Here is a 21,490-nt window from a genome sequence, read left to right on the forward strand (position 1 = left end):
GCTTTCCTGCTGCTGGCAGCGTAGGCGGCCGAAGCCGTTCCGACAAGTCCGAGTTGATCACCCGGATCGGCGGCAGGGGCCCCTACCGGGCGGTTGCCACACGAGAAACGGCAGGTGGATGACGGTTCGGCGAATTTCACTCGACGGGATTCACATGCTTTGACACCACACGTGGGGATACCTAATCCCGAGGGCAAAGCCGCATGAGCACGAGTGAGGACTCCGGCAGCATCGAGGAGCTGCGGCAGGTCGAACAGGCGGCCCGCTGGTTCCGGGCCGCCGGTGAGTCAGGCGAACGCTGGATGCTGACCTGTCTGGACGGCTCCACCGATTCCGGCCGGGCGAGGACCGGTCACGTGCGCTGCGTCTCCTGATTCAAAAGATCAAGCAGGCGTACGCCGATCGCGCCGACCTCCGCAGCCGTCCACTCCAGAGCCGGCCCGGCCGCCGTGACCTCGGTCATCGCGTAACCGGGCACGTCCGCATCCGACCAGCCACCGGCGAACCAGACGCCCTCCTTCTCGGCCATCGTCAACATCGCCTCGTTGAGGACCGCCGCCGGATAGGGCAGCCAGAACCGGAACTGGTGGGTGTGCGGCGGCTCCGGGTGCACCCGGGCTCCGGGCAGCGTGGCCAGTGCCCCGGCGATCACCCGGGCGTGTGCCACGTACTCGGGGATCCGGGGCAGCTCACGGTCCAGGCCGGCGAGCGCGGACAGGGCGACCGGCCACTGCTGGAAGAGGTGGCCGCCGTACCGGTGCCGCCAGGTTCGGGCGTACTCGGTCAGGTCGGCGGTGCCGGCCAGGACGGCGCCGCTCATCCCACCGAGCGTCTTGTAGAACGACACGTAGACGCTGTCCGCCAGGGCCGCGATCTCCCGGATCGACCGGCCCAGGTAGGGGGCCGACTCCCAGATCCGGGCGCCGTCGAAGTGCACCCGGGCGCCGATGCCGCGGGCCGCCTTCGTCGCCTCCACCAGCTCCCGCCAGGTGGGCAGCACGAAACCGGCGTCGCGCAACGGCAGCTCGATGACGACCGTACTGACCGGCTCGGCCAGGCTGACGATCTCGGCGGCGGTCGGGTTCCGTGGCGCGGTGGTCGAGCGGATCCCGCGCAGGCCGGTGAGCTCGGCGTACGCGTGCCGCTCGTGCACCTCCTGGTGGCCGAGCGGATGCAGGGCGGCGGCCGGGACGCCGAGCCGTTCGGCGCCGTAGCGCAGCGCCACCTGCTGGGCCATCGTCCCGGTCGGGAAGAGCACGGCGTCCTGCGTGCCGAGCAGCGCGGCCACCCGCTTCTCCAGCACGGTCACCGGGCCGCCGCCGTAGAAGTCGGGCAGGCCGTCCAGGTCGGCGGCGGTCTCCAGGGCGGCGACGTGCTCGCGCATGGTCAGCGGTCTGACCCCGGAGAGGATGCGGTCGCAGGCTCGCATGGCGGTCTGGCGCCGCTGGATCAAGGAGTCCGGCATCAGCGGATGATCGCATGCCGCGCGTTTTTGTCGGACCCGGTCGCTACTGTTCGCGCCATGCGGAGCTCCTTCGTCTTCCCGTCAGGTTGGTATCGATACCGGTCCGCGCGCCGGGGCAGCGCCGGAGTGGCCGCCTTCGTGCCATCCCCGAAGGCGCGTGCCGCGGTGGACGCCGACACCGCCCACCACCGGGAGCGGCTCCGGCAGTGGCTCGGCGCGCCGACGACGCCGGAGCCGATCCGGGCCGACGCCCTCGCATGGCTGGCCGGTTCGCCGGGGACCACCCCGATCGGCGCCGCGGCGGTCCCGGCGATCGCCCAGCTCAACCGATGGGACAGCACCGACTGGGTGCACCTCTACGCCGACGTGTGGATCGGCGAGCGTGGGCTGCGTTTCGCCGCCGAGGCCGCGGTGGGCCTGCTGGGCCTGACGGTCAAGGACGCCTTCGTCCCGCGCGGTGCCGCGAACGGTGACAAGACGGGCGTGTGCCCGAAGGCGCCCGGCGACGTGAACCGGACCGGGGTGGCGGACCCGTCGATGCTGATCCTGCTGCGGGTCCGGCAGGCGCTCGCGGCCACCTCCGAAGAGGAGTTCGGCGAGGTGAAAGCCGCTCTCGAGCCGTTCCGGCAGCGGCATGTCTATGAGCGGGCGGCGGTCTCCGTCCTGTTCCCCGAAGAGCGCGCCTGGCTCGAGGAGGATGTGGCCGCGGCGGCCGGCGCCCACGACGAATACCTGGCGTCCCTGCTGTTCACCGCGGTGAGCACCCCGGAGGACGTGGCGGCGCTGCTGCCGGTGGCGAGCGACTACACCATGTCGAGCTCGCTGCACATGCTGTCCACTCTGGTGGAGGGCGTCGGCCCGGCCGCCGTCCCGGCCCTGTTCCACTGGTTCGACACCGGCTACCACGACGCCGAGACGCTCCGGCGGCTGCTGTCGGTGCTCACCGTGCTGCCCGGCGACGAGGTGGGCCGGGGGCTGATCGAGCGCATCGACCGGAAATACGTCTCCCCGGCCCTGCTGGAGCACGCCGACCGCTACCCGGAGCCCGCCCTGCGCCTGCTCGCCGAGGCCGCCGACAAACGCGAGATCGCCGAGCTGCTCCGCGCCCACCTGCTGAAACACCGGGTTCTGGCCGCCGGGGTCACCGCCGCCGGGCTGAGCCCCGAGGCGGCCGGCCGGGTCGAGCGGATCCTCGCCGAGGAGGCAGTCGCCGCCCCGCCCGCGCCGCTGTCCGCGGTGCCGCCGGTGCTCGCCGACCCGCCGTGGAAACGCGTCGCCAAACCCGTCAAGCCGGTCGTCATCACCGGCCTGGCCTGCGACGATCCGGCCTCCCTCGACTGGCCGGAGGGCGAGCGGGAGCGATGGTCCAGGACCGAGATCCATCGGTACGGTGGTTCTCGCGAGTGGGAGAGCTACGCGAGCCAGGTGAGCACCGTGCACCTGAGCGCGCGTGAGGCGGCCCTGCTGTTCCTCGACGCGCCGGAGGAGACCGCCCGCCGGGTGATGGCCGCCTGGGATCCGAGCGACACCTGGTCCGTCGGGACGTATATGCGGCCGGTGGCCGTCCGCCACGGGATCGACGCGCTTCCCCTGCTGCTGCGGCTGGCCCGGCGGGCGCCGAGCGAGATGGCGCCGATGATGCTGCCGTTCGTCGCGCCGGAGATCGCCGTCCTGGCGGCGGACTGGCTGGCCCGGCTCAAGACCGTCCGGCCGGACGCGCTGGCGTGGCTGCTTCGGCACCCCGCCACGGCCGCCCGCGCGCTCGTCCCGCCGGCCCTAGGCAAGTCCGGCAAGGCCCGGCAGCAGGCGGAGAACGCGCTGGTCACCCTGCACACCAACGGTCACTCCGAGGTGGTGCGCACGGCCGCCCAGGGATATGGTCCGGAGGCCGCGGCCGCCATCGAGATCCTGCTCGCCACCGATCCGCTCCGCCTCGCCCCCACCAAGGTCCCGCCCGTTCCGGCGTGGGCCGACCCCAGCCTGCTCAAGCCGGTGCTGCTGCGCGACGGCTCCGGTGCGCTTCCCGCCGAGCCGGTGACGAACCTGGTCACCATGCTGGCGATGTCCCGGCTCGATACGCCGTACCCCGGTCTCGACCGGATCCGGGAGGCGTGCGAGCCGGCGAGCCTGGCCGCGTTCGCCTGGAGCCTCTTCGAGCGGTGGCGGGCGTCCGGCGGCCTCTCGAAGGAGAACTGGGCACTCGACGCGCTCGGCCTGCTCGGTGACGACGAGACGGTCCGCAGGCTCGCCCCGCTGATCCTGGCCTGGCCCGGCGAGGGCGGGCACACGAAGGCGGTCACCGGATTGCAGGTGCTCGCCGTCATCGGTAGCGACGTGGCGCTCATGCACCTGCACCACATCGCCCAGCGCGCGAAGTTCACCGGGCTCAAGAACGCCGCCCGGCAGAAGATGGACGAGGTGGCGGCCGGTCTGGGGCTGACCGCCGAGCAGCTGGCCGACCGGCTCGTCCCCGACCTGGGCCTGGAGGCGGACGGCAGCCTGCGCCTCGACTACGGTCCCCGGCAGTTCGTGGTGGGCTTCGACGAGCAGCTGCGGCCGTTCGTGGCGGACGCCGACGGCCGGCGGCTCAAGGCCCTGCCCAAGCCCGGGGCGCGCGACGACGCGGAGCTGGCGCCGGCGGCGTACCAGCGGTTCTCCGCGCTGAAGAAGGACGTCCGGACGATCGCGGCCGACCAGGTCCGCCGACTGGAACGGGCCATGGTCACGAACCGGCGGTGGAGCGGCGCCGACTTCCGGCGGCTCCTCGCCGAGCACCCACTCGTCTGGCACATCGTGCGCCGCCTGGTCTGGGTCACGTTCGACGCCGCCGGTGTGCCGGCCGGATCGTTCCGGGTCGCCGAGGACCGCTCGATCACCACGGTCGACGACGAGGAGACCACGCTGGCCGACGACGCCGTGGTCGGGCTGGCGCACCCGCTCAACCTCGGCGACGATGTCGCGGCCTGGGGCGAGGTGTTCGCCGACTACCAGATCCTGCAACCGTTCCCGCAGCTCGGACGGCCGGTCTTCGCCCTCGGTGAGGACGAGCGCACGGTCGCCCGGCTGGCCCGGTTCGAAGGCGTCAAGGTGCCGACCACCAAGGTGATCGGTTTGGAGCGGCGCGGCTGGCGCCGGGAGGCGCCCCAGGACGCGGGCGTGCAGGGCCACATCGAGTTCGTCATCGCCCCCGGGCTGGAGATGGTCGTCGAGCTGGAGCCCGGCATCGCGATCGGCGCCCTCGACGTCTTCCCGGACCAGCAGTTGGAGCGGGTCTACCTGCACGACGGCACGGGCAACCGGTGGCGCTCGGAGGGCCACCTCACCCTCGATCGGCTCGATCCGGTGACCGTCTCCGAGCTCCTCAAGGACCTTGAGGAGCTGACCCGGCCATAACACCCGCCGCCAAGCACTCGGTGGCCGCACACGGAAGACGGCGCGTGTGCGGCCAGCACGGCAGTAGGCCATGTAGGCGACCACAAGAGCGTGACCGTGTGCGCTCACCGACCCGCTACAACCCGCACCGGCACCACGACGGAGAGTGGGCCACCCGGCCCGACGCGGGAGGATGCTTGGCGCCCGGTCGGGCGCCAAGCATGGGGCGTCAGGCGGCGGGGGCCAGGTCTTCCGGGTTCTCCGGGTAGTGGGCGCCCAGTTCGACGAAGATGTCGGCGTTGCAGCGGAAGGCGAGCCGGGCCTCGGCCAGCATGATCTCGGCCTGGTCTTCGGTCAGGTCGAGAGCGTCGAGTCGCGCCCGGTAGGCGATCTTGTAGGCGCGCGGGTCGGGGATCTGCTCGAAGCGGTAGAACGACGTGCCGGCCTCGCCCAGACCATAGAGGTTGGCCAGGGTGCGGCCGATCATCTGGCCGCCGCTGAGGTCGCCCAGGTAGCGGACGTAGTGGTGGGCGATGAAGTGGGTGGGTGAGGTGGCCGCCTGCGCACGGAGGCGCTCGGCGTAACGGCGGGTGGAGTCTAGGACGGTGATGACCGACTCCCAGTCCGGGCCGTAGAGGTGGGCCAGGTCGGCCTCCAGGGACGGCACCCGGGTCAGCGCCGGATCGGCGAAGCCCGCGACCAGCTCAGCGGCCGAACCGGAAACCGAACCAGCGCCCACACGGTCGGAAGCCGGGCCGGAGGACGAACCGGCGGTCGCGCGGTTGGTGGGGGACGATGGCGCGGCGGTGCGCATGTGGGCGGCTGCGGACTCCAGTTCCCGGTAGATGGTCAGGTACTGGGCGGTCAGGGCGGCGTAACCGGCCATCGGCACCGAACCGGCCATCAGGCGGGAGATGAAGCTGCGGGTCTCGGCCTCACGGTGCTCAACCATGGTGGCGCGGCGGATGCGGGTGGAGAAGTCGGTCATCTCGGCTCGTCCTTCCTGATCATCGAGTTGGTGGCGCGGCCGGGGGCCACGAGGACGCGACACGACGTCGATGTCATCTCGATCATCCTCATTGAGCGGCCGCCGGGTCCAGACCCGTTGGGCGGTTCTTCAGCCGCCTGCGGGACAGCCCGCGGCGGACAAGTCGGAAGGCGAGGTACAAGATACCCACCGCCAGCAGGGCAATCAGGGCCCACGGCCAAGCCCAGACGGACGTGCCCCGGGTGATCACGGGGAGTTTCCGGTCGAAGCTTGCGGGTTCCAGAGCCACCTCGGCGGTGAGCCGGACGGTGGGCTGGACGCCGAGGATCCGCTCTGTGACGGCCACCGAGCCGCCGGGCAGCAGCTCGGGGATCTCCATCGCCTCGGTGCCGGCCAGCCGCCAGCCGAACGGGCCGTTCACCCGTACCGAGCCGGTGCCGCCGAGACGGACGTTGCCGGTGTTGCGGACCAGGTAACGAATGGTCATCACACCGCCGTCGGCCGGGTTCGTGGAGGCCGTGTACTCCAGCCGTACCGTATCGATCTTCAAGGTCGGCGCGGTGGCGCCCGCCACCGTGAGATAGACACGGGCCGCGACCCGGCGGTCCACCAGGACTTTTCGGCCCTGGGCGTTGGTGGTCTCCTCGGCGATCGAGGCGATCACCCCGCCGGCGTGGTCGCCGGGGGTGGCGTCGGCCGGGACGGTGATCGCGAACGGCACGTCCAGCCGGGTGTTCGCCGGCACCGTGTACCCGGTCGCGCCGAGTGCGATCCACGAACCCACGTCGGTGGCCTTCTGCGCGGCCGGGAGCAGGGCGAACGACCCGTCCTCGGTGTTGTACGCGTCGGTGCCGTAGACCGTGAAGGTCATCGGCCGGGCGGTCAGGTTGGTGATGCCGACGTAGTCGGTGAGGCGCTCGCCGGGCGCCGCGCGCCGGATGATGAAATCGCGGCCGTCCGGGCCTTTCGCGCTCGACGGCTGCACGGACCACCGCACGTCGGAGCCGCCCGGCGCGGCGTGGGCCAGGGCCGTCACGGCCCGAGCAGGGATCGGCGCGGCCTGAGCCGGGGCCAGCGCGGCCTGAGCAGGGATCGGCGCGGCCTGAGCCGGGGCCAGCGCGGCCTGAGCAGGGATCGGCGCGGCCTGGGCCGGGGTGGGCAGCGCCGTCAGAAGAAGAACCGCGGCCAGGGCGCCTCGGAGGACCATGTTGCTCCTTACGATGGGGCGGGCCGGCCGGGGATTGTTGCGGAATCCCCGGCCGGTTCCCTCACCCGCGAATGCCGGGCGACGCCCGGATCAGGCGAGCGTCAGGGTGAGCACCGCGCTGTACTCACCCGCTGCGCTGGACTCGGGGATACCGAGGTTCAGGGCGGCGCCACAGGTGGCGCTGCCCAGGCTGCTTCCGGTCTCGGCGCTGCACAGGGTGCGGCTCGAGCCGAGGCCGGTGCCGGGGGCTACCGGGGCGCCGGCGGTCACCGCGTTCTTGGCGCCGTTCGCCGCGACCAGGGCGCTGGTGGCGACCTGGGCGCTCGGGGTCCAGCCGAGGTTGGCCGCCGGGATGACGGCCCCGCCGGCCGCGGTGAACTCGGTGACCTGACCGACCAGGTCCCAGCCGGCGCTGGTGCCTCGCAGGTCGCTGACGGTGACCGCGTTGAGGTTGCCGGTCGCCGTCTGGCCCGGCATCGCCGCTGAGAGGGCCACGGCCGAACCCGCCGAGGCCAGGGTCAGGGCGCCGCCGGAGACGGCCGCCGTGACGGTCTGCGCCGCGGAGCCGCCGCCACCATTGCCCGGGTCGGTGGGGTCGGTCGGGTCCGTCGGTCCCTCGCCGGAGGCCGACGCCGACGCGGTCACCGGGTCGAGCGCGGTGCCGGCCGGGTAGAACCCGGCGAACGCCGACGCGCCGGACGCGGTCAGCGTGGCGGCGAGCGCGTTGAACGAGACGTCGCCGTCGGTGACCGTGGGGGCCGTGGTCACCAGGGTGGCGATCTCGGCCTGGTCCAGGTGCTGGTCGGTGCCGCCGTTCTGAGCGGCCAGGTCGACGTCGGCCTTGAGCGAGCCGATGCCGTCCCCGTCCACGACCAGGGTCGGGTTGGAGACGGTGATCTCGAACAGATGCGCGGGGTACGAGAACACGACCGTTCCGCCGTAGCTGACAGTTGCGGTGCCAGCTGCGGCGTCGTAGGTGCCCCCGGTGGCCGGGAAGTCGAACGTGCCGTCCGCGTTCCGGGTGGCCCCGTTGCTCGTGGCGATCGGCGGGTTGCCGTTGCCGGTCGAGACGTACGCCCGGAACGAGGCCTTGAAGCCCCAGTCCAGGCTGCCACCGGCGACGTCGACCGGGGCGGCGAAGGCCGGCGTGACACCGGTCAGCGCCGACGCGGCGCCCAGGGCGATCGCGCCGGCGAGGAGTGCGGCCCGATGCGGGCCGTTACGTGTGCCCATGTTTTGCCTCCGATGAGCTTCGATTCAGGTTCGGTTAGGGTAGCCTCACCTAACTCACGAGATCAATCAAGGCATGTGAGATCCGGATCCGGGATGGAGGACGCGGTGCGCATCGGGTCGCGGGCGGCGGTCGCCGCCATGGCACTGCTCGTGGTCGCCACGACCAGCTCACCCGCGCTGGCGGCGCGACGGCTCTCGGTCTCCAAGACCAGGGGCCTGGACCGGGCCGGCGAGACGGTCACCGTGACCGGTCGCGGTTACGACGTCACGAAGGGCATCTACATCGCGTTCTGCCTGGACAACGGCCCCGGGGTGCTGCCGTCGCCGTGCGGTGGCGGTGCCGACACGTCGGGCGGCTCGGGCGCCTCGGTGTGGGTCTCGTCGAATCCACCCTCCTATGCGGAGGGATTGACCATCCCGTACGGCAAGGGCGGCTCGTTCAAGGTGTCGCTGCGGGTCACCCGGATGATCGGCGACGTCGACTGCGCGGTCCGGGGCTGCGCCGTCGTGACCCGAAACGATCACACCCGAACCGCCGACCGGTCGCAGGACGCGCGCATCCCGATCCGGTTCGCGGCGGCAGCCGGTGGCGGTGTCACGCCCACGCCCGCGGCGACCCCGGTGACGACCGGGAAGCCGGGCGCCAAGCGGTCCGCCCCGGTCGGGCCGCCGACCGGGAAGCTGGCCACGGCCGCTCCACCCGCGGCCACCACGGCGGTGGCACTCCAGGCCGCCGAGCCCACTCTGAACCGCACGAGCAACGCCACGCCGCTCGGCCACTGGTGGGCGATCGGCGGCGCGTTCCTGGTCGGTGCCCTGGCGGCCGCCGTGGTCGGCCGCATCCGCGGAAGGCGGCAGCCGTGATCCAGCGTCTCCATGAAGCCGCAAGCCGAAAGGCGGCAGCCGTGATCCAGCGTCTCCATGAAGCCGCGAGCCGAAAGGCGGCAGCCGTGGCGCTGGCCGCGGCCATCCTGCTGACCGGTGGCTGCACCACGGTCAGCGAGGTCGGCCCGGAGACCGTGAGCACCTGTGGCATCGCCACCGCGAGGCTCGCCGACGAGGACGTCAGCCCGCTCGACCCGCGCCCCACCCCGCAACTGCCGGTCACGGTGAAATCGGCGGACGGGCGTGACGTCACGGTGCGGTCGGCCGACCGGATCCTGGCCGTCAACCTGTACGGCTCACTCGCCGAGATCGTCTTCAGCCTGGGCCTCGGTGACCGGGTGATCGGCCGGGACACCTCGACGGCCTTCCCTTCGGCGGCGAAGCTTCCGCTGGTCACACCGCAGGGGCACGACCTGTCGGCGGAGGCGGTCCTGGCCCTGGACCCGACCGTGCTGATCGCCGACGACAGCATCGGCCCGGCCACCGTGCTGAAGCAGATCCGGGACGCCGGCATCCCGGTGATCATCGTCGACGACGAGCAGACCCTGGAGCGGATCCCGGACCACATCCGGGCGGTGGCCGGGGCGCTGGGCGTCGCCGAGGCCGGGGAACGCCTGGTCACTCGGGTACAGGGGGAGATCGACACGGCCCGGGCGTCGGCGCCGAAGGACGGGACGCCGCCACGGATCGCGTTCCTCTACGTCCGGGGCACGGCCGGGGTCTTCATGATCGGCGGGGACGGGGCCGGTTCGGACGCGATGATCGAGGCGATCGGCGCGGTGGACGCGGGCACCGCCGCCGGGCTGGCGAAGTTTCGGCCGCTCACCAGCGAAGGGCTGATCAACGCGGCGCCGGACGTGATCCTTGTGATGACCGAAGGGCTCGAGTCGGTCGGTGGGGTGGACGGGCTGCTCGAGCTGCCGGGCGTGGCGCAGACCCCGGCCGGGATCAACCGCCGGATCGTCGACATGGAGGACGGCATCCTGCTGAACTTCGGTGCGCGTACCGGCAAGGCGGTCGAGGCGCTCGCCAAGGCGGTCTACGGCCCGTGTTGATCGAACGCTCCGCGCGGAACGACGACCCGGCCGGGCGAAACGGTGTCCTGGATCGCCACGGGGCGCGTCGTGCGTACAGGAGCATGGTCTTGATCTTGGGGTTGGGTTTGGGCCTGGTAACCATCGGCCTGATCGCGGCGGGGCGTGGGCAGGTGCCGATCTCGCCGGCCGAGGTGGCCGGATCGGTGCTGCACCGAATCGGCGTGGATCTCGGCCCGCTGCCGTCGGCCGTGCAGGGTGAGAACGCGTTGTGGCTGGTCCGCTTCCCGCGGGTGGTGCTCGCCGTGGTGGTCGGCGCGGCTCTCGGGTGTGCCGGCGCGCTCATGCAGGGCGTCTTCGGCAACCCGCTCGCCGAGCCGGGAGTCATCGGCGTCTCGTCCGGCGCGGCCGTCGGCGCGGCCGCGGCCATCGTCAGCGGGATCACGGTGGCGGGCGTCTGGACCACCGCGGCCGCGGCCTTCGCCGGCGGCGTTCTGACCACCTTCATCGTGTACGCCATGTCGCGCGCGAGTGGCCGGACCGAGGTGGTGACGCTGGTTCTGACCGGTGTGGCCGTCAACGCGACGGCCGGCGCCCTGCTCGGCCTGCTGATGTTCGTGACCGACGACGACGGCGTCCGGGCGATCGCTTTCTGGCAGCTCGGCAGCCTGGCGCAGGCCACCTGGGGCGCGGTCGCGGTGGCCGCGCCGTGTGCCGCGGCCGGTCTCGCGCTGGCCTGGGGCCAGGCCCGCAAGCTGGACCTGCTGGCCCTCGGCGAACGCCCGGCCCGGCATCTGGGTGTCGGCACCGAACGGTTGCGGATCACCGCGATCGTGGCGACCGCGCTGCTCACCGCGTCGGCGGTGGCGTTCACCGGGATCATCACGTTCGTCGGGCTGGTGGTGCCGCACCTGATCCGGATGATCGCCGGGCCGGGGCACCGGGTGCTGATCCCGGCGAGCGCGCTGGCCGGCGCGATCGTGGTGGTGACCGGTGATCTGGTCGCCCGGACCGCGATCGACTACCAGGAGTTGCCGCTGGGGGTGCTGACCGCGGTGGTCGGCGGGCCGGCGTTCTTCTGGCTGCTGCGCCGGACCCGGGCCCGGGCCGGAGGCTGGGGATGAGAGCCGTCGCCGTGGAAGTCCGTCTGGGCGACCGGCCCGTCGTGAACGGTGTCGATCTCCACGTCTCGCCCGGTGAGGTCGTCGCGCTGGTCGGGCCGAACGGCGCCGGGAAGTCCACCCTGCTCGCCGCGCTGGCCGGCGACCTCCCGGCGGCCGGGCGGATCGAGATCGCCGGCCGGGAGGTACGCGCCTGGAAACCGGTCGAGCTGGCCCGGCAGCGGGCCGTGCTGCCGCAGAAGGCGACGCTGTCGTTCCCGTTCACGGTCGGTGAGGTGGTGGCGATGGGGCGGGCGCCGTGGGCCGGCCGGCCGGAGGGCGACGACGACCGGGACGCGGTGGACGAGGCGATGCGGCTGACCGGGACGACCGGGTTCGCCGGGCGGCCGTTCCCGGTGCTGTCCGGCGGGGAACAGGCGCGGGTGGCGCTGGCCCGGGTGCTGGCTCAGCGGACGCCGGTGCTGCTGCTGGACGAGCCGACCGCGGCACTCGACCTGCGGCATCAGGAGCTGGTGCTGCGTACCGTCCGGGACCGGGCCGCCGGCGGGGCGGCGGTCATCGTGGTCCTGCACGATCTGGGGCTGGCGGCGGCGTACGCGGATCGGGCCTACGTGCTGGCCGCTGGTCGGGTCCGCGGTGCGGGGCCGCCCCGGGAGGTGTTCACCGAGGAGCTGCTCAGCGACGTGTACCAGCACGGGGTCGAGGTGTTCGGCCATCCGCGGACCGGGACACCGCTCGTGGTGCCGCGACGCTGAACGGGACGCCCAGGGCCGCGAAGAAACGCTTGGCGCACTCGATCCGCGCCGGGTCGGTGTTCTCGTCGCCTGCGATCACCGTGCAGCCGTCGTCGAGGGCTACCAGCCAGCCGGGGTGGTAGTCGCCGAGTGGGGTGGGGATCGCGTAGTCGCCGGGCAGCCGCGCGTAGACGACGACGTCCGCGCGGGTCTCCAACTCGTGGACCAGGGCGAGGTCGTTTGTGGCGTGGTCGTAGATGTTCTTGGCGAGTCGCGGGCCGGCGTGGGTGAGATCGATCCTCGGCCGGACATCGGTGAAGATCGCCCGACGGGCCGGGAGGACGTCGTAGCTGAGCCCTTGCAGGACCAATGCAGACTTTTCCCGATTTATCAGGATTGCAGTTGCCTCCGCGAAGCGGGCGGGGTCGTTGCGGTACAGGCCGAAGATGCTTGGGTCGACTCCGGTGAGGACGGCCCCGACCGTGTGCCGGGTGAGGCCGGTCGCCTCCGCGATCTCGCCGATCAGGTCCCGCGCATCGCCGCAGATCGGATATGTCCGTACTTGTTGACCGGCCTGCACCTCGATCCGCAGTGGATCGACACGTAGCGAAGCGTCGAGAGCGGCGACACAGCGGGCGATCAGCTCGGCGGAGTCGAAATCGACCCGGTAGACGGCCCGACGACTGATCCGCTCCACCGCCGCCTGGAACTCCGGCCGGTGGAAGTTGGCGTTGCGCGCGAGCCGGGTGAGACGACGGCCGTCGGTCACAGCCCCGAAACCGGCCTCCTTCTGCAATCCCGCCACGAAGGACGCGTAGGACTCGTCGGTCACCACGGTCAGCTCGTTGATCTCGTGCACAACGGCCGGATCGTCCATCCGCTCGCCGTTGCGGTCCACCGCGAGCCGCAGCCCCCGGCCCACCTCCTGCCGACGGGACACGGTGTTGTCGCTGCTCTTGAGCATGCCCATGACGAAGACGTTCGGGTTGTCCCACCCTTCGCGCAGAGCGGAGTGGGAGAAGATGAACCGGACCGGCTCCTCCGGCGACAGCAGCCGCTCCCGATCCCGCAAGATCAGACTGTATGCGTCTATATCGGTGGATGTCGGGTCGACCCAGCACCGGGTGCGCCGGTCGATCGCGAAGTAGCCCTGATGGGTCCGCTCCACCGGGATCGACGCCAGGTGGCGCCGGTAGTCGCCGTCCGGCTCGGCCCGGACCAGATCCTCATATTCCTCGACGAAGATCCGGGCGTACTCGCCCAGCTCGTCGTCGGCCGAGTAGTCCCGGTACCGGCTGACCCGGTCGATGAAGAGCAGGGACAGCACCTTGATCCCGCGCCCCCAGAGCTCCCGCTCCTTGTCCAGGTGGGCCCGGATCACCTCACGGATCTGCACCCGCCGGATCGCGGTGACCGGCGCCGACGACGGGGACTCCAGCCCGATCACGGTGATCTTTTTGACAAGCCTTTCCCGGTACGCCTCCCGCGCGTCCAGCCGGTGCACCAGATCGTGGGTGACCCGGTGGGTGGCCGAGTACCGCAGCACCATCAACGGGTCGAACCGGCTCAGTGACGCGAGCGACCGCGCCGAGCCGATCCGCTGCGGCTCGTCGATGATCACGACCGGTCGCGCGGCGCTGATCACGTCGATCGGCCGCCGGGACCGGAACGCGTCGAGCTCGTCGTAGATGCGCCGGTTGTCACGGGCCGCCGAGTTGAACGCCTGGACGTTGATGATCATCACCTGTACGCCGGCGCCGTCCCGGAACCGCTCCAGTTCGTGCAGCTCCGCGGAGTCGTACACGAAATGCCGCGGCCGCGTGCCGTACGCCTGCCGGAAGTGCTCGCCGGTGACCTCGAACGACCGGCGCACCCCCTCGCGGATCGCCACCCCGGGCACCACCACGATGAACTTCGCCCAGCCGTACCGCCGGTTCAGTTCCATGATCGTCTTGATGTAGACGTACGTCTTGCCGGTGCCGGTCTCCATCTCGACATCCAGGTTCGGGGTGCCGTCCGGGGCCGCGTCGCTACGGGCCGGCGCCGTGGAGAGCGGCAGCCCGGCCCGCCTCTGCACGGCCCGGATGTTCGCCAGCAGCCGCTCCGGGTCCAGTCGCAGCGGCGCGTTGCGGTCGCTCGGATCCCGTCGCGGCTGCCCGGCGAAGCAGTCCACCACGGCGGCCACCGCCTCGGTCTGGTACGCCTGCACCTTGAACTGGAGCCGCACCGCTCACAGGACCTTCACGTCGGTGGCCGGCGACACCTCGGCGAACACCTGACCGGCGTTGATCCGGTCGGCGTCCCCGGCGAACGCCGAGTCCCGGAAGACCGCCCACCGCGGCCGCCGCTCGGCGACCGCCCGGACCACCCCAGGGCTGATCGTGGCGGCGAAACAGGCGACCAGCTCACCGGCGACCAGGATCTCGCGCCCGTCGGCCGTGGCCACCGTGATCGGCGTGGCCGGGTCCAGACCCCAGTCCAGCTGCACCTGGAGCAGCAGGTCCTCCCCGGTGCGCCCGGGCCGGATCCGGTCCGTCTGCGCGGCCAGGCCGGCCTGGTCGAGCGTGTCCGGCGGCACCCGCGCGTCGGCGAGACCCGAGGTGTCCCAGCGCAGCACCCGGAACCCGAGGTCCAGGGCCGCCCCGGGGTGCCGGGCGCGGATCTCGGCGGCCACGTTGCGGACCCGGGTCAGGCCGATCTCGAAGATGGACGCCAGCCCGGCCTCGGCGACCGGCAGCGGCTCGGGGATCTGCACGCCGATGAAGCGCCGGTTGCCGCCGTCCGCGAGGTTCTGTTCCAGGACGGCGTGCGCGGTGGTGCCGCTGCCGCTGAAGAAGTCGAGCACGATGTCGCCGTCGCCCGGGTCGCCGGCCAACTGGAGGATGCGCCGGACCAGCTCGACCGGCTTGACCGAGTTGAGGACGTTCGCCGTGTTCCCGAACGGGACGTAGCGCAGCAGTGCCCGTTTGGCGTCCTGGGTGTGCCCGACCTCGTCGTACGGCCACAGCGTCTGCGGGGTGCGCCCGGCCGCCACCTCGGAGAGGAACCGCTTGACCGCGGGCACGTTGTCGCCGTCCGCGCCCCACCAGATCCGCCCGTCCGCGTCCAGCTCGTCGAACCGCTGCCGGGAGATGCGCCAGTAGCTGCCCCGGGGCGGCCCGTCGATGACCCGGCCGGACGGGGTGGTGATCGGGTAGACGCCGGCGTCGTACCGGTTGCGGGCCGACATGTTCTCGGCCTTCCACGGGCCGCGCGGGTCGTCGTCGGGGTTGCGGTAGCGCGCCTCCATGGCTTCGGTCCGGGCCAGCGGCCGGGGCTGCCAGCGCTCCCGGTTCCGCGCGAAGACCAGGATGTAGTCGTGGTCCTCGGAGAACCAGCGGGCCGAGTTCTTCGGGGCGTACACCTTCTGCCAGATGATCTGCGCGACGAAGTTCTGCTCGCCGAAGATCTCCGTACCGATCTTCTTGAGGTTGTCGATCTCGTGGTCGTCGATCGAGATGAAGATGACCCCGTCGTCGGCCAGCAGGTTCCGGGCCAGGGCCAGCCGTGGGTACATCATGGTCAGCCAGTTCGAGTGGAACCGTCCGCCCCACTCGGGATTGGCGACCAGCGGCACGCCACCCGCGCCGACCTGCCCCGATCCGGTCAGATAGCCGGCCCGGGTCTGCGAGAAGTCGTCGTCGTAGATGAAGTCGTTGCCGGTGTTGTAGGGCGGATCGATGTAGATCAGCTTGATCCGCCCGAGGTACGGCTCCTGCAACAGCCGCAGCACGTCGAGGTTGTCGCCCTCGATGAACAGATTTCCGGTGGTGTCGAAATTTACCGACTCGGAGCGGACGGGACGCAATGTCCCCGATGCCGGTTCACGCGCCTCGCGTTGCGCCCGCCGCTTGCCCGGCCAGTCCAGCCGGTAACGCTCCCGCTCGCCCTCGACCACGTAGTCGCCGAGACGCCGCCGCAACTGATCGAAGTCGATGGCCCTGGTCGCCCGGCCGTCCGCGCCGATCACCTCGGTGACGACCATGGGAAACAGCTCGGCGAGCCGGTCGGCGTCGCGCGCCGCCGGGTCCACACTGTCCCGCCTCAGGCTGTCCACAGGACCCGGAGCCTACTCGCCCAAGCGGTAAAAACCGGACCTTACACAGCCATTTTCGGTACGCGGGGGACAAAGCCCATCAGGAGGGCGATTCCCCAGGACATCGATACCGTTCCGTTCTATGCGATGATCTCCGGACTCTTCATTCGATTCACGGGGTAGCTGGATGTTCGCTTCACTCGCTCGGGCCCTGTTCACCACGGCCACCGCCGCGGCTGTCCTGGTCGGCACGACCGGCTCCGCGCTCGCGGCCACGAATACGCTCACCGTCACCACGCTCAACCGGGCCGGTACCAAGGTCGCCGTCACCACCACCGTGGTGAACCTGTCGACCGCCAAGCATTACCAGGTCCGCAGCGGTGTGAAGCGGACGCTGCCGAAGGGCAACTACGCCGTGCTGGCCCGGATCAGCACCGGCATCACCCACACGCTCGGCGGCCGGACCGTCAAGGTCTCCGGTGCCTCTAAGCTGACCATCGACGCCCGCCAGGGCCGGCTGGTGAACCTCGGTCTGAGCCCGGCCCCGTCCGGTCTGAGCCGAACCCAGGGCGCTCGTATCTGTGCCGAGGGCGCACCCTTCGGCGGGATCGAACTCTACGTCAACGGCGCCGACTCGCTTTACGTCATCCCGAGCGCGTCGAAGTACCTCAGCTACGCGGCTCTCGGCTACTGGAACGGCTACGACGCGATCGGTGGCTACGCGGTCCTGCACCAGACCACCAAGGGCGTGCCGAGCACGACGGCCCGGGTGTTCAGCACCGCCAAGCTCGGCGCGGTCACGGTCGACTCGCGGCGCGGACCGTCCGCCGGAACCAGTGCTCAGGTCGACGCACAAGCGGTCGGCGGCGGCTGCGGTGACTACATGATGGCCAGTCTCGGCAGCAGCGACCGGCCGAGCACCTCGAAGCTCTACCTGAGCCCTGGCAAGTGGGACATCCGCACCTCCGGCTCCGGGACCGCCACCAACGGCGAGGGCAGGTACGTCAACCACTTCACCACGAACCGCACCATCGCGGCAGGGAAGGCATACTTCGTCCGCTTTTCGGCGCGGCCTGGGGCCCGGGCACTCGGCTGCCCGCCACCTATCAGGGCCGGATCGTCTACGAGCTCAACGACATGCTCCAGGACCCGAACTTCCCCGGGGTGGGCAGCACCTACGGCAGCGAGCGCACCGTCAAGGTGAAGGCCTCCCTCAAGCTCGGCGGCAAGACGCTCAAGACCTTCACCCCGACTTCGGACAGATCCGAGATCGACTTCCGGGTCAAGAAGGCCGGCTGGTACACGCTGACCAACACCGGCACCCGTTACGAGCCGGGATTCGTCTTCCCGGCCGGGATGCTGTCGACGGCCACCAGCGTCACCTTCCGCTTCTACGCCAAGAAGAACACCAGCGAGCTGACCCAGACCATGGCGGTGCAGCACGTGCCGGCCGGGCTGAACAGCTACAACCTGGCCAAGCCGAGCAGCACCACCAACGTGGCGCTCAAGCTGACCCGCTACCTGACGTACGGCGACATGAAGAAGGGCGCGAACCCGAAGCTCAAGTCGCTGAGCACGAAGATCTCCACCGACGGCGGGCGCACTTGGCGTTCCGTCCCGATTCGGAAGATCAACGGCGTCTGGCACGCGATCGTCCCGAACCCGGCGTCCGGCGCGGTCTCGCTGCGCACCCGAGCCACCTACACCAACGGTGGTTACACCGAGGCGACCGTCTTCCGGGCGTACGCGATCGGTTGATGGTTTCGGCGGCCCGGTCTCACCGGCCGGGCCGCCGCACCACGATCCGGATCAGCGCTCCGATGGCGTAGCCGAGGAGCAGCACCCCGATGCCGGAGGCGGTCACCCGCGCCGGCGCCACGTCCGAGACCAGCCCGGCGATCAGGCCGGCCAGCGCGGCCAGGCAGACCGCGACGCCGAGCACCCGCAGCGCGGGATCCCGCAGCACCGGCGCGAGCGGCAGGAAGTGCAGCCCGACGACCGCACCGACCAGGACCGGGATGTACTCGGACTGATGGATGACGGCGAGCAGCACGGCGCCGAAGCCGGCCGCCGCCAGCTCCCCCGCGAAGATCACCAGATACCGGCGGTCGGTGGTCGTGTTCCGTTCCACCGGGCCCTCCCGGTGCGCCCGTAGCACCACCAGCGCGCCGATGCCGGCCACCAGAATCGAGGTCAGGCTGCCCACCACCAGGTAGGTGCCCAAAGGCGGCCGGCTGTCCGGCACGCTGAACCAGATCATTCCGAAGACACCCAGGTAGAGCGCGGTCAAACCGGCCTGTCGCCGCTCGGCCAGCGATGCCTTCACAGTGGTTCCCCTCCACGGACCCGGGACAGCCACCGGTCGGCGGCCCATGGCATCTTACGAACGGGGGCGCCATCCGGTTCGCCGGTGGCTGATGTGGAGGATCGGCGCTCGTCCGAACGTCGATGATTCGCCACCCGTCCGGGTGCGAATTGATGGTGATCTCGATGTGGAACGTGAATGGCCGGGAACCTGTCCGCCAGACAACGTCATGGCCCAGTACTTCGATTTAGTCATCCGTTGCCCGGCGTGCATCGCCGACGGGCGGGACGGCGGATTGCCCGGTTACTGGTATCACCATCAGTGCGGCGGTGGACTCCAGATCGGCGACGACGCCAACTACCAATGCAAAAGCTGCTATCAGCGCCACCATGTGCGTAATTGGCGGTATGCCTGCCAGCAGCACGAATCGGATTTCCGGCCGACCACCTCGGCCCACCTGGCCAACGCCGTGTCGACGGCCGGCCAGCTCACCAGCGTCGCCGGTCGCCGCTGGCTGATGACCTTCCTGGAAAACCTCGGCGACTGGTGATCACTTATCACCGCCTCTACTTCCGGTGCCCGGCATGTGTCGGCAGCGGGATGCGAAGCACCGTGGCCAGTTACTGGTACCACGACTGCGGCGGCCCACTGGAGCTCGGCAGCAATGCGGCGATCCGCTGTACGAGCTGCTGGGAGGAGAGCCATGTGTCGAATTGGCGCTATTCGTGCAGCAACCACAGCGGTGACTACCGCGCCACCAATTCAGCGCTGTTCGCCAGTTCGATGAGCATGTCCGCCGCCCTCGTACAGGCCGGCGGCCGCCGCTGGCTGATGAGTGTGCTGACCAACCTCGCGGACTGGTGAGGGCGTACCGAAAGGGGAAATGCATTGCGAGTGGCCGAACCCGGCGTCGTCCTGACCGCCGTGCCGGAGGAGCCGCGGCATCGCGGCATGCATCTGGCCGTGGTGGCGGCCGACGTCGCCCCGCGACTCGGCGTCTCCGGCGGGCACGACGACCGCGCACCCCGGTACGTCCGGCTGGTGAACCCGGCCACCGGAGCGGCCGGATATGCCCGCCTGCACACCGGCGAGCACCTCGCGCCGGGCATCGTGGCGGTGCAGGGATACATCCTGGACAACGCCGGGATCACCGCCGGTGAGAGCGTCCGGGTGGAGCGGTGGGATCCGGAGCGGGACGCCCGGCCCGCGACCGAGGTGACGCTGGCCCGGGTCGCCGGTCTCCCGGCCGGGCGGGTGCAGGCCGGCGGGGTACGGGTCCGCCTCACCGACTCCGGGCTCACCTTCGTGCCCGGTCACCGGTTCTCGCTGCCGGCCGGCGGGGCGGACCTGACCTTCGAGGTGATCGCCGCCGACCCGCCCGATGTACCGGTCCGGTGCACCCCGGAGACCGTGCTGACCCTCCAGGACGCCACCGGCCCGGACACCGCCGACCGCACCACCGGCCGCCCGGAGGCCGCGGAGGACGTCTTCGCGGACATCGGCGGCCTGGACGCGGCGATCCGGCGGATCACCGAGCTGGTCATCTGGCCGGCCGAGCAGCCGGAGCTGTTCGCCCGGCTCGGCATCGGCGCGGCCCGCGGCATCATCCTGCACGGCCCGCCGGGCACCGGTAAGACGCTGCTCGCCCGGGCCGTGGCCAAGCGGATGGGCGCGCACTTCTTCCTGATCAACGGTCCCGAGGTGATGTCCAAGTTCTACGGTGAGGCCGAGCGCCGGCTGCGCGAGGTGTTCGCCGAGGCGGCCGAGAAGCAGCCGAGCGTGGTCTTCATCGACGAGCTGGACTCGATCGCGCCGTCCCGGGACCGGGTCTCCGGCGACCTGGAGGTACGCCTGGTCAGCCAGCTGCTCACGCTGCTGGACGGGTTGCACGGCCGCGGCCAGGTGGTGGTCATCGGCGCCACCAACCGGCCCGCGGCGATCGACCCGGCCCTGCGCCGCCCGGGCCGCTTCGACCACGAGGTGGAGATCGCCGCACCGGATCAGGCCGGGCGCCGCGACATCCTGCGGGTGCACAGCCGTGGCACCCCGCTGGCCGTCGGCGTGGACCTCGATGACCTGGCCGAACGGACCGTCGGGTTCGTCGGCGCCGACCTGGCCAGCCTGGTGCAGGAGGCGGCGTTCGCGGCGGCCCGGCGCCTGATGCGTACCAGCCTGGATCCGGCGTCGGTGAGCCGCGCCGAGGTGGGCCCGGACGACTTCGCCGAAGGGCTGCGGACCGTGCAGCCGTCGGCGTTCCGTGAGTTGCGCCCGGCGCTCAGCGGACCGGACTGGGACGATCTGACCGGCCTGGAGGCGGCGAAACAGGCCCTGCTCCAGCTCGTCGACTGGCCGCTCACCCGGCGGGAACGGCTGGCCGGGTTGGGCGTGGCCCGGCCCGGCGCGCTGCTGCTCACCGGACCGCCACTCGGCGGCAAGACCTGCCTGGTCGGGGCGCTGGCCCGGCGGATGTCGGCGACACTCCTGCGGCTGCCGGCGATCGAGCTGCTCAGCCCGTGGGCGGGTGAGGCCGAGCGGATGATCCGCGACACCTTCGTGAAGGCCCGGCAGACGTCGCCGAGCATCGTGCTCATCGACGACCTCGACCGGCTCACCGCCGGCGATCCCGACCTGGTCCGCCGCCTGCTCGCGCAGGTGGACAACGAGATGACCCAGCTGACGTACGCCACCGCGGCCTCGGTGATCGTGACCGCCCGTACCGGGGGCCTGCCTCCGGCGGTCCGGCACGACCCGCTCTTCTCCGACGTCGTCGAGCTGGGCCCGCCGTCGTCCACGGAGATCCGTACGGTCGTGCAGCGCCGCCTCGCCCCGTACCTGGACGGCGAGGTGACCGCCGACGAGCTGGCCGCCGAACTCCGCGACCGTTCGATCGGCGAGGCGCTGCGGGTCTGCGACGACGCGCTGACCGGCGCGCTGTGGGACGAACCGGATCACCCGGTCGTCCGGAAACAACACCTCATCACGGCTCTCGACCGTGCCACACACACCCGTACCACCAGTCCGGAGGAGGACGAGCTCAGTGTCTGACATCCCCAACGGAGGTCGCCGTCAAG

General features: G+C 71.2%; 18 protein-coding genes. 11 read left to right on the forward strand and 7 right to left on the reverse strand.

The window, feature by feature from the left end; genetic code table 11:
* Positions 1–203 precede the first annotated feature (203 nt).
* The gene (locus IEZ13_RS28765; protein WP_183224134.1) at positions 204–374 is read left to right on the forward strand and encodes a hypothetical protein; all 171 of its coding nucleotides are present in this window, start codon (positions 204–206) and stop codon (positions 372–374) included.
* Here the strand turns inward: IEZ13_RS28765 and IEZ13_RS28770 are convergent.
* Positions 353–1,465, reverse strand: a complete 1,113-nt coding sequence (locus IEZ13_RS28770) for a threonine aldolase family protein (RefSeq protein ID WP_183224132.1) — start codon at positions 1,463–1,465, stop codon at positions 353–355. The genes IEZ13_RS28765 and IEZ13_RS28770 overlap by 22 nt on opposite strands.
* Before the next feature lie 57 nt (positions 1,466–1,522).
* On the opposite strand from IEZ13_RS28770, the gene IEZ13_RS28775 reads away from it, so the two are divergent.
* A complete protein-coding gene (locus IEZ13_RS28775) occupies positions 1,523–4,858 on the forward strand; it encodes a DUF4132 domain-containing protein (protein WP_183224130.1) in 3,336 nt (1,111 codons plus the stop codon).
* Between the two features lie 208 nt (positions 4,859–5,066).
* Here IEZ13_RS28775 and IEZ13_RS28780 read toward each other — a convergent pair whose 3' ends face one another.
* From IEZ13_RS28780 to IEZ13_RS28790, 3 genes are all read right to left on the reverse strand, one after another.
* Positions 5,067–5,825 carry a biliverdin-producing heme oxygenase gene (locus IEZ13_RS28780; RefSeq protein WP_183224128.1) on the reverse strand — a complete coding sequence of 253 codons (759 nt, stop codon included), beginning with the start codon at positions 5,823–5,825 and terminating at the stop codon, positions 5,067–5,069.
* Positions 5,826–5,913: 88 nt separating this feature from the next.
* The gene (locus IEZ13_RS28785) at positions 5,914–7,032 is read right to left on the reverse strand and encodes a WxL protein peptidoglycan domain-containing protein (protein ID WP_183224126.1); all 1,119 of its coding nucleotides are present in this window, start codon (positions 7,030–7,032) and stop codon (positions 5,914–5,916) included.
* Between the two features lie 90 nt (positions 7,033–7,122).
* Entirely contained in the window at positions 7,123–8,265 is a 1,143-nt protein-coding gene (locus tag IEZ13_RS28790) for an HtaA domain-containing protein (protein ID WP_183224124.1), read from the reverse strand.
* 105 nt (positions 8,266–8,370) lie between these two features.
* On the opposite strand from IEZ13_RS28790, the gene IEZ13_RS28795 reads away from it, so the two are divergent.
* The 4 genes from IEZ13_RS28795 to IEZ13_RS28810 all read left to right on the forward strand — a co-directional run bounded on the left by IEZ13_RS28795 (position 8,371) and on the right by IEZ13_RS28810 (position 12,060).
* The gene (locus tag IEZ13_RS28795) at positions 8,371–9,129 is read left to right on the forward strand and encodes a hypothetical protein (protein ID WP_183224122.1); all 759 of its coding nucleotides are present in this window, start codon (positions 8,371–8,373) and stop codon (positions 9,127–9,129) included.
* Between the two features lie 41 nt (positions 9,130–9,170).
* On the forward strand, positions 9,171–10,205 hold the full coding sequence (locus tag IEZ13_RS28800; RefSeq protein ID WP_229795143.1) for a heme/hemin ABC transporter substrate-binding protein: 1,035 nt from the start codon (positions 9,171–9,173) through the stop codon (positions 10,203–10,205).
* A 95-nt stretch (positions 10,206–10,300) separates the two neighbouring features.
* Positions 10,301–11,308 carry a FecCD family ABC transporter permease gene (locus tag IEZ13_RS28805; protein ID WP_229795145.1) on the forward strand — a complete coding sequence of 336 codons (1,008 nt, stop codon included), beginning with the start codon at positions 10,301–10,303 and terminating at the stop codon, positions 11,306–11,308.
* Positions 11,309–11,319: 11 nt separating this feature from the next.
* A complete protein-coding gene (locus IEZ13_RS28810; RefSeq protein WP_229795147.1) occupies positions 11,320–12,060 on the forward strand; it encodes a heme ABC transporter ATP-binding protein in 741 nt (246 codons plus the stop codon).
* Here the strand turns inward: IEZ13_RS28810 and IEZ13_RS28815 are convergent.
* Both IEZ13_RS28815 and IEZ13_RS28820 read right to left on the reverse strand, forming a co-directional pair.
* Positions 11,981–14,266, reverse strand: a complete 2,286-nt coding sequence (locus IEZ13_RS28815) for a DEAD/DEAH box helicase family protein (protein ID WP_183224116.1) — start codon at positions 14,264–14,266, stop codon at positions 11,981–11,983. The two genes, IEZ13_RS28810 and IEZ13_RS28815, sit on opposite strands and share 80 nt — an antisense overlap.
* A gap of 3 nt (positions 14,267–14,269) precedes the next feature.
* Entirely contained in the window at positions 14,270–16,135 is a 1,866-nt protein-coding gene (locus IEZ13_RS28820; RefSeq protein ID WP_229795149.1) for a site-specific DNA-methyltransferase, read from the reverse strand.
* 166 nt (positions 16,136–16,301) lie between these two features.
* On the opposite strand from IEZ13_RS28820, the gene IEZ13_RS28825 reads away from it, so the two are divergent.
* Positions 16,302–17,318 carry a hypothetical protein gene (locus IEZ13_RS28825; RefSeq protein WP_183224114.1) on the forward strand — a complete coding sequence of 339 codons (1,017 nt, stop codon included), beginning with the start codon at positions 16,302–16,304 and terminating at the stop codon, positions 17,316–17,318.
* Positions 17,279–17,872 (forward strand): hypothetical protein, encoded by a 594-nt coding sequence (locus IEZ13_RS28830; protein ID WP_203833925.1) that lies wholly within the window; start codon positions 17,279–17,281, stop codon positions 17,870–17,872. Before IEZ13_RS28825 ends, IEZ13_RS28830 begins: the two co-directional genes overlap by 40 nt.
* A gap of 19 nt (positions 17,873–17,891) precedes the next feature.
* Here IEZ13_RS28830 and IEZ13_RS28835 read toward each other — a convergent pair whose 3' ends face one another.
* The gene (locus IEZ13_RS28835) at positions 17,892–18,440 is read right to left on the reverse strand and encodes a hypothetical protein (protein ID WP_183224110.1); all 549 of its coding nucleotides are present in this window, start codon (positions 18,438–18,440) and stop codon (positions 17,892–17,894) included.
* 46 nt (positions 18,441–18,486) lie between these two features.
* On the opposite strand from IEZ13_RS28835, the gene IEZ13_RS28840 reads away from it, so the two are divergent.
* From IEZ13_RS28840 to IEZ13_RS28850, 3 genes are all read left to right on the forward strand, one after another.
* Complete coding sequence (locus IEZ13_RS28840) at positions 18,487–18,969, forward strand: hypothetical protein (protein ID WP_183224108.1); 483 nt, start codon at positions 18,487–18,489, stop codon at positions 18,967–18,969.
* A gap of 62 nt (positions 18,970–19,031) precedes the next feature.
* Positions 19,032–19,283: a hypothetical protein gene (locus IEZ13_RS28845; protein ID WP_183224106.1), complete on the forward strand. Its 252-nt coding sequence runs from the start codon at positions 19,032–19,034 to the stop codon at positions 19,281–19,283.
* Positions 19,284–19,313: 30 nt separating this feature from the next.
* Positions 19,314–21,464 carry an AAA family ATPase gene (locus IEZ13_RS28850; RefSeq protein WP_183224104.1) on the forward strand — a complete coding sequence of 717 codons (2,151 nt, stop codon included), beginning with the start codon at positions 19,314–19,316 and terminating at the stop codon, positions 21,462–21,464.
* Positions 21,465–21,490: the final 26 nt, after the last annotated feature.

It is taken from the genome of Actinoplanes campanulatus (genome assembly GCF_014647795.1).
In the GTDB taxonomy this organism is placed as follows: domain Bacteria; phylum Actinomycetota; class Actinomycetes; order Mycobacteriales; family Micromonosporaceae; genus Actinoplanes; species Actinoplanes campanulatus.